The organism is Hydrocoleum sp. CS-953, from assembly GCF_002260545.1.
Taxonomy (GTDB): domain Bacteria; phylum Cyanobacteriota; class Cyanobacteriia; order Cyanobacteriales; family Microcoleaceae; genus Trichodesmium.
Window position 1 is genome coordinate 1 of record NZ_LGSU01001063.1, and the last position, 6,448, is coordinate 6,448.

General features: G+C 31.8%; 5 protein-coding genes and 1 pseudogene. 5 read left to right on the forward strand and 1 reads right to left on the reverse strand.

From position 1 onward, the window contains the following. Positions 1–468: 468 nt before the first annotated feature. From AFK68_RS15750 to AFK68_RS15770, 5 genes and pseudogenes are all read left to right on the forward strand, one after another. Positions 469–1,181 (forward strand): serine/threonine-protein kinase (locus AFK68_RS15750; protein WP_143437919.1); only part of this gene is annotated, 713 nt, incomplete at its 3' end. A 626-nt stretch (positions 1,182–1,807) separates the two neighbouring features. After that, positions 1,808–2,866, forward strand: a complete 1,059-nt coding sequence (locus AFK68_RS45355) for a pentapeptide repeat-containing protein (protein ID WP_371357408.1) — start codon at positions 1,808–1,810, stop codon at positions 2,864–2,866. 4 nt (positions 2,867–2,870) lie between these two features. After that, a pseudogene (locus tag AFK68_RS45360) lies at positions 2,871–3,013 on the forward strand (pentapeptide repeat-containing protein); the annotation flags it as partial. A gap of 112 nt (positions 3,014–3,125) precedes the next feature. Then, entirely contained in the window at positions 3,126–3,323 is a 198-nt protein-coding gene (locus AFK68_RS15765; protein WP_143437917.1) for a hypothetical protein, read from the forward strand. Continuing rightward, the gene (locus AFK68_RS15770; RefSeq protein WP_143437918.1) at positions 3,310–4,413 is read left to right on the forward strand and encodes a hypothetical protein; all 1,104 of its coding nucleotides are present in this window, start codon (positions 3,310–3,312) and stop codon (positions 4,411–4,413) included. Before AFK68_RS15765 ends, AFK68_RS15770 begins: the two co-directional genes overlap by 14 nt. Positions 4,414–5,429: 1,016 nt before the next feature. On the opposite strand, the gene AFK68_RS36895 is transcribed toward AFK68_RS15770, so the two are convergent. Next, positions 5,430–6,448: hypothetical protein (locus AFK68_RS36895; RefSeq protein WP_168186501.1), on the reverse strand; the 1,019-nt coding region annotated here is incomplete at its 5' end.

The window sequence follows — 6,448 nt, forward strand, 5'->3', positions numbered from 1 at the left end:
AAAGTTTAGTTGAATAAAAAGTCATGCATATAGGCGAGTAAACCCCACCAGTTTTTATGATATCAGAATTTTTGCGGGAATGCAACCGAAAATCCTTCGATGCGCAAATTTTTTTCACGAGCTTCATAAAATGAAAATATTTGTAGTTTTCCATTTAGGAGGGATGGATGGAAAGATTTGATGAGGGAAAAAATTTGCTGGTTATCTAGATTATTGATGGATGAGAAAACAATTTAATTTTGAGAAATTAGAATTTTTGAGGGTAGGAGAGATAGCCAGAAAAATAGTCATTTATTAATTTAACTTATCCTCTAATTACTTCAGGAAATCTAAGGTTAGATTAAGTAGTTATAGTAGCTCGATCTACATCAGCTAGAAAATCTTGACTGTATAATTATAAGAAAGGCAAAAACATCCAAACTTCAGAATACTTACTTAAAGTTAGTCTAGCTATAAAAATTTACTAGCATGAAAAAATATCCAGACTTTACCAACTACGGCTATCAAATTAGTAAAGAATTAGGGCGTAATTTACAAGGCGGGCGAATTACATATTTAGCGAAATCCCTCACTTCAAATCGACAGGTTGTAATTAAGGAATTTAGATTTGCTCTTGCTGATGGAAGTTGGTCAGCTTTTAAAGCTTATCAACGAGAAATTTCAGCTCTCAAACAATTAAAACATTCTCAAATTCCTTGTTATTTAAACTCTTTTGAAACTGAGTCTGGATTTTGTTTAGTAACAGAATATATTCAGGCTCCATCTTTGGCAGAAAGACATATTTTTACTCCTGAAGAAGTTAAACAAATTGCTATTTCAGTTTTAGAAATTTTGGTATATTTGCAAAAAGTTCAACCACCAATAATTCATCGGGATATTAAACCAGAGAATATTTTAGTGGATGAAAAATTACAGGTTTATTTAGTAGATTTTGGTTTGGCAAAATTGCGAGGTGGGGAGTTAGCATTGAGTAGTATTGCAGTAGGAACTCCAGGATTTATGCCACCAGAGGAAATGTTTAATCGACCTTTGAGTAATGCTTCTGATTTATATAGTTTGGGGGCGACTTTAATTTGTTTATTAACAGGAACTAGGAGTGTAGAAGTTGATAGGTTATTGGATGAAGATTATCGGTTTAAGTTTAAAGATTTGGTTCCTAATTTACATTGGCGTTTTGCCAANGAGTAATGCTTCTGATTTATATAGTTTGGGGGCGACTTTAATTTGTTTATTAACAGGAACTAGGAGTGTAGAAGTTGATAGGTTATTGGATGAAGATTATCGGTTTAAGTTTAAAGATTTGGTTCCTAATTTACATTGGCGTTTTGCCAAGTGGTTGACAAAAATGGTGGAAATTCATCCGAAAAGGCGTTATGGAAATGCTGTTTTGGCTTGGCAAGAATTAAAGGAAGTTCCTGTTGTCGGAGATGGGGAAGTTTTTGCTTTTGAGAAGAATAAAATTAAGGTTAAGCAAAAATTTTTTGACCGAGAAATTCCTGTTATTAGAGATGATAAAATATTTGCTTTTCGGGAGGATGACGCTAGGGTTAATCGACAAGTTATTGGTGTTGTGGAAAATGGGGAAATATCTGCTAGTCTTAGAGGAGAAATTAAAGAGAATAAAAAAGTTTTTGGTATTGTGGGGATTCTAGTAGCTATTATTACTATTTTTGGTATTGGTTCGATGATTAGTCTACGAAATAAAGTTTTAGTAAATAAAGTTTCTATTAAGAATACTTTAACAGGTGAAATTCATACTTACAGACCGCCTGAATATGTAGTCAATAACAATGAATATACTAATCTGATGAGCCAGTTTTTTACTAGGAAAACTTTAGACCCAAAAATACCTACTTCCTCAGTGTGTTCTGATAATTCAGACTGTTCTAATTCTAATATAACTAAGCTAAAGACCACAGGGGAATGTATAAAATGTTATTTTAAAGGTGTAAATCTTGAAAGCACTAATCTAGAAAATGCTAATTTACAAGGTGCAGATTTAGAGGGAGCAAATTTACAAAATACTAATTTAAGAAATGCAAAATTAAAACAGACAAATCTCATAAATACATCAATTAATGACCAAACAATATTAAGTGATAAATGGCTTACTGTTTGGCAGATTGTTAATAACAAATATCAGGGTATAAATTTGAAAGGTATTGACTTATCTGGTGGTTTTCTCATAGAAACTAATTTAGAAAATTTTGACTTAGAAAGTGCTAATTTAAAAGATTCAAATCTCCGTGCAAGTAAACTGCTTGGTGCGAATTTACAAAATGCTAACTTGCAGGGTTCACAATTAGGAGGAGCTAATCTCAAAAATGCTAATCTCAAAAATGCTAAATTAGAGCAAGCCAATCTTAGAGGTTCATTAATTAATAATCAAACAATATTAAGTGATAAATGGCGTTTAGTCTGGCAGATTATTAATAACAAATACCAGGGTAATAATTTGAAAGGTGTTGACTTATCTGAAGCTTATTTAGGAGGAGCAATAAATTTACGAAATTTTGATTTAGAAGGTGTTAACTTAAAAGATGCTCATTTAGAAAGCGCTAGGCTAGAGGGTGCAAATTTGAAAAACACTAACTTGCAGAATGGGAAGTTAATATATGCTCATCTAGACAAAGCTAACTTACAGGAAGCTAATTTGAAGAAAGCTGAGTTAAGTTTAGCTAGCTTAAAATACACAAATCTAGAAAATGCTAACCTCAAAAATGCTGATTTAAGATTTGCCAACCTGACTGGAGCAAATATTCAAGGTGCTGATTTTACAGGTGCTAATTTAGAAGGTGCGACTATGCCGGATGGCAGTATATATAATGGCAAAATAGATAATTATCCGGTTTTACTAAAACCTTAAATANCTGATTTAAGATTTGCCAACCTGACTGGAGCAAATATTCAAGGTGCTGATTTTACAGGTGCTAATTTAGAAGGTGCGACTATGCCGGATGGCAGTATATATAATGGCAAAATAGATAATTATCCGGTTTTACTAAAACCTTAAATATTTGTACTTCTTTAAATTGTAATCTTCTACATAAACAAGCAGTGAAAGTTGTTTGTTTTAAGTGGAAAAGTACCTTGTGAATTTTTGCTATAAAGGAAATACTAATCAAATGAAAAAATATCCAGATTTTACCAACTACTCCTATCAAATTAGCAAAGAATTAGGGCGTAATTTACAAGGCGGGCGAATTACATATTTAGCGAAATCTCTCACTTCAAATCGACAGGTTGTAATTAAAAAATTTATCCGAAAATACCTGGATAATTATACCTCTATTTTTGGTAGAAATTTTGATGATTATTTTTGAACCATACCTATTTAAAGGTCTGTATCAATATGACCCAGATTTAGGTTTTCGGGTGAGACCTGATATTAATGGTAATAATCAGTTTGGCTTCAATGACCAAGATTATTCTTTAGAAAAAGATCCTAATAAATTTCGTCTGCTGATTGTGAGTGACTCTTTTAATTGGGCGGGTGGAAAAGAGGGAAATTATACAGCTTTATTAGAGAAAAAGTTTGATAATTTTTATGGTCAAAATCAGGTAGAAGTGATTAATGTTGGCTATCCCGGAACTCATACTGGCGAACAATTAGCAATGTTGAAAAAGTACGGATTAAAATATAATCCAGACTTAGTAGTTTTAGGCTTTTTTGCTGGTAATGATTTTCGGGATGCCGACCCAGAAAGGAAACGAATTATTGTCAATGGCATATATATAGATATAGATAAAAAAGACGAGTTAATTCTTTTTGGTTATCCAATTATTGGTAAGTCTAGATTACTAATGTTTTTACAGCAAAAATATAAAGTTTACCAAGAATTACAAAAGGCTAAACATGATTCTGCTAAGTTGCCAAGTAGTTCTCTAGTTGCTAGTTTAAATTTAGCCTCATCTCCAATTATTGAAAGGGAAAAATCTCCAGGAATTTTATCTCAGAAAGCTTTTCTAAGGGTAGAAAAAAGTCGGCTCAAGTTTTGTAAGATTAAAGATTTACTTGAGGGTAAGCGGGATAAAAATATCAACTATATTTTTCAGAGTATTTTAGAGATGCAACAATTAATAAAATCTCGGAATATTGAATTTGTAGTTGCTATTTATCCTGACGAATATCAAGTTAATGATGAGTTACTAAATGAAATTTTTGCCGAGTACGACGATTTAAAACGAGAGTCTTATAATTTGACTTGTCAGCAAGAAATTTTGACTAAATTTTTAGCAGCTAATGGTATTCCTTATATAGATATGTTAGATAGATTTAAAATCGAACAAAATAATCGTCCTTTATACTTACTGAGGGAACCCCATTGGAATAGTGCCGGAAATTTATTAGCTGCTGATATTTTGTTCGATTATTTAGTTAAAGATATAGATGATTTTTTTAGGGATAATTAGGGCTGGCTGATTAAATATCAAATAATTTACATATAAAGTTTTCAGTATTTTTAGGTCTGGAAAAAGTAACTAGAGTTTGCTGAAAAAGTCTTATGGGTGAGGGTAGGAGTCAGGATGAATGAGGAATTAGCGACGAGACAGGAGGAAGAAGTATCCCTTTATTTTTCAGCTATGAGTCAACTTAAAATCCTAGGTGTTTGAGATACATACAACGAAAAAATTGTACTTTTTCCAGACCTAAAAAGGCACCTTATTTCCTGTCAATGGTTTTAGATTTAATCAGCAAGCCCTAACTATTTTTCAGCTCTTTATGCTCAAAAAGTTAGCATTTTGGGCAACAGTTCAGCAAAAAAATTATTCTCCGCTGCCGTACTCCTTAAAAAATACTTTTTTAGCAAACACTAATTAATGTAGTAGGGATTCGAGAAGCAAACCCCCTACTCAAATTAACTCTGAAAATATAATAACTTCAAAAAATAACTACTAACGTAAGCATTCAGCATTCAGCTATTAGTTATTCTCCTGCGAAGGAACTTAGTTAACAGCTTTATTACTTTATAATCGAGGAAAAAGTAATTGAGAGATTTAAAAGAATTAAAAGTATGATTCATTAATTGATAATTGATAATTACCTCTCCCTTTTAGGGAGAGGATTGACGAATAAGGAAAAGATTTATTTTTTTCCTCTTGAAAGGGGAGGCTTTAAACCTAAATGGTCTAATTATTTAATTGTTTAATTATTAATTACCCGGTAAAAGTCAATTAGTCAACCTTAATAGTTTATCAAATCACATACATTTTCATTGCTGTTTGCGCAGCATTCCGCAGGAATAGCTGACTGCTAATAGCTGTTTGCGCAGCATTCCCCAGAAAATGCTTACCGAATAATTAAGGTTTAAAGCTTCTCCTTTAAAGGAGAAACAAGAAAAAATTTTCCTTTTATTCAATCCTCTTCTTTTGAGGGAGAGGTAATTATCAATTATCCATTATCAATTATCAATTATTGAACTACTAATCTAATTCAAGGTTGGTTGATTCCGAAACAAGACAGTAATATTTTCACCATTCTTATTAACTAAATAAGTACCAGGAATTTGATAAAATTTGGTTGTATTTGTATCTAATGCCCAAGCCTTTACCTGAATATTTCCTTGGGGAAACATATGAGTAGATAATACTTTTTGCCATCCTGATTTAAAGTATTTTTGACTCTTAAATTCTTTCACAAGATAAGGTCTTGGCATTGTCATATCTGCCACAGCAGAAACAATAGGTTCGCCTTGCCAATTATCATAACTGAGAACTATTGCATCTACAGGTAAATTTGTATCAGTAAATATTGCCCAGCCAGTCGCTAATAAATTATTACCCCCAATAAATTCTAGCTTCTCAAAAATACCTTCTACTTCTCTACTATTACTCATATCTACTAAATCTGGAATCCGATTAGTTGCGATTAAGCCAGGCTCTAAAAAACCTATTTCTGTTAAGTAATTCGCCCGTTCTTTTATATATTCAAAATAGTAAGGGTCAATTAGATTTTGACAATTATCGTGAGTAAAATCAATTAGTAGTAAACAGCCTTTATATTTCAAAAAATCTTGTTTCCATGACTTCATCTTGTCTACACTATAGGTAAAGTTATGTATTTGGAGAACAGTTATTATGCCGAGAAACCAACAAATAATCTTCGAGAATAAGTTTCTATTAATTAAAAAATATTCTTTTTTAATAGCATCTTCTCCCACAACTATCATTAAATGAATTATGGAGATAATTATGTAGGTTGAAAATGTTGTATATCTTGATGAAAGAGCTTGATCTATACCAAGTGTTACTCTACCAGCAGATGTCACTAAGGCACTAATAACTGCATAAAAACCAAGCATAATCCAACCAATAGTTTTATGTCGCAATTCATAGTCTTTAATATGCCTTATGACATAAGAACAGAAACCAATAAATAGAGTAATAATTATAGCACCAATAATAATTGAATTATTTAGTGGTTGTATACTACTACCAACTCCTAGAG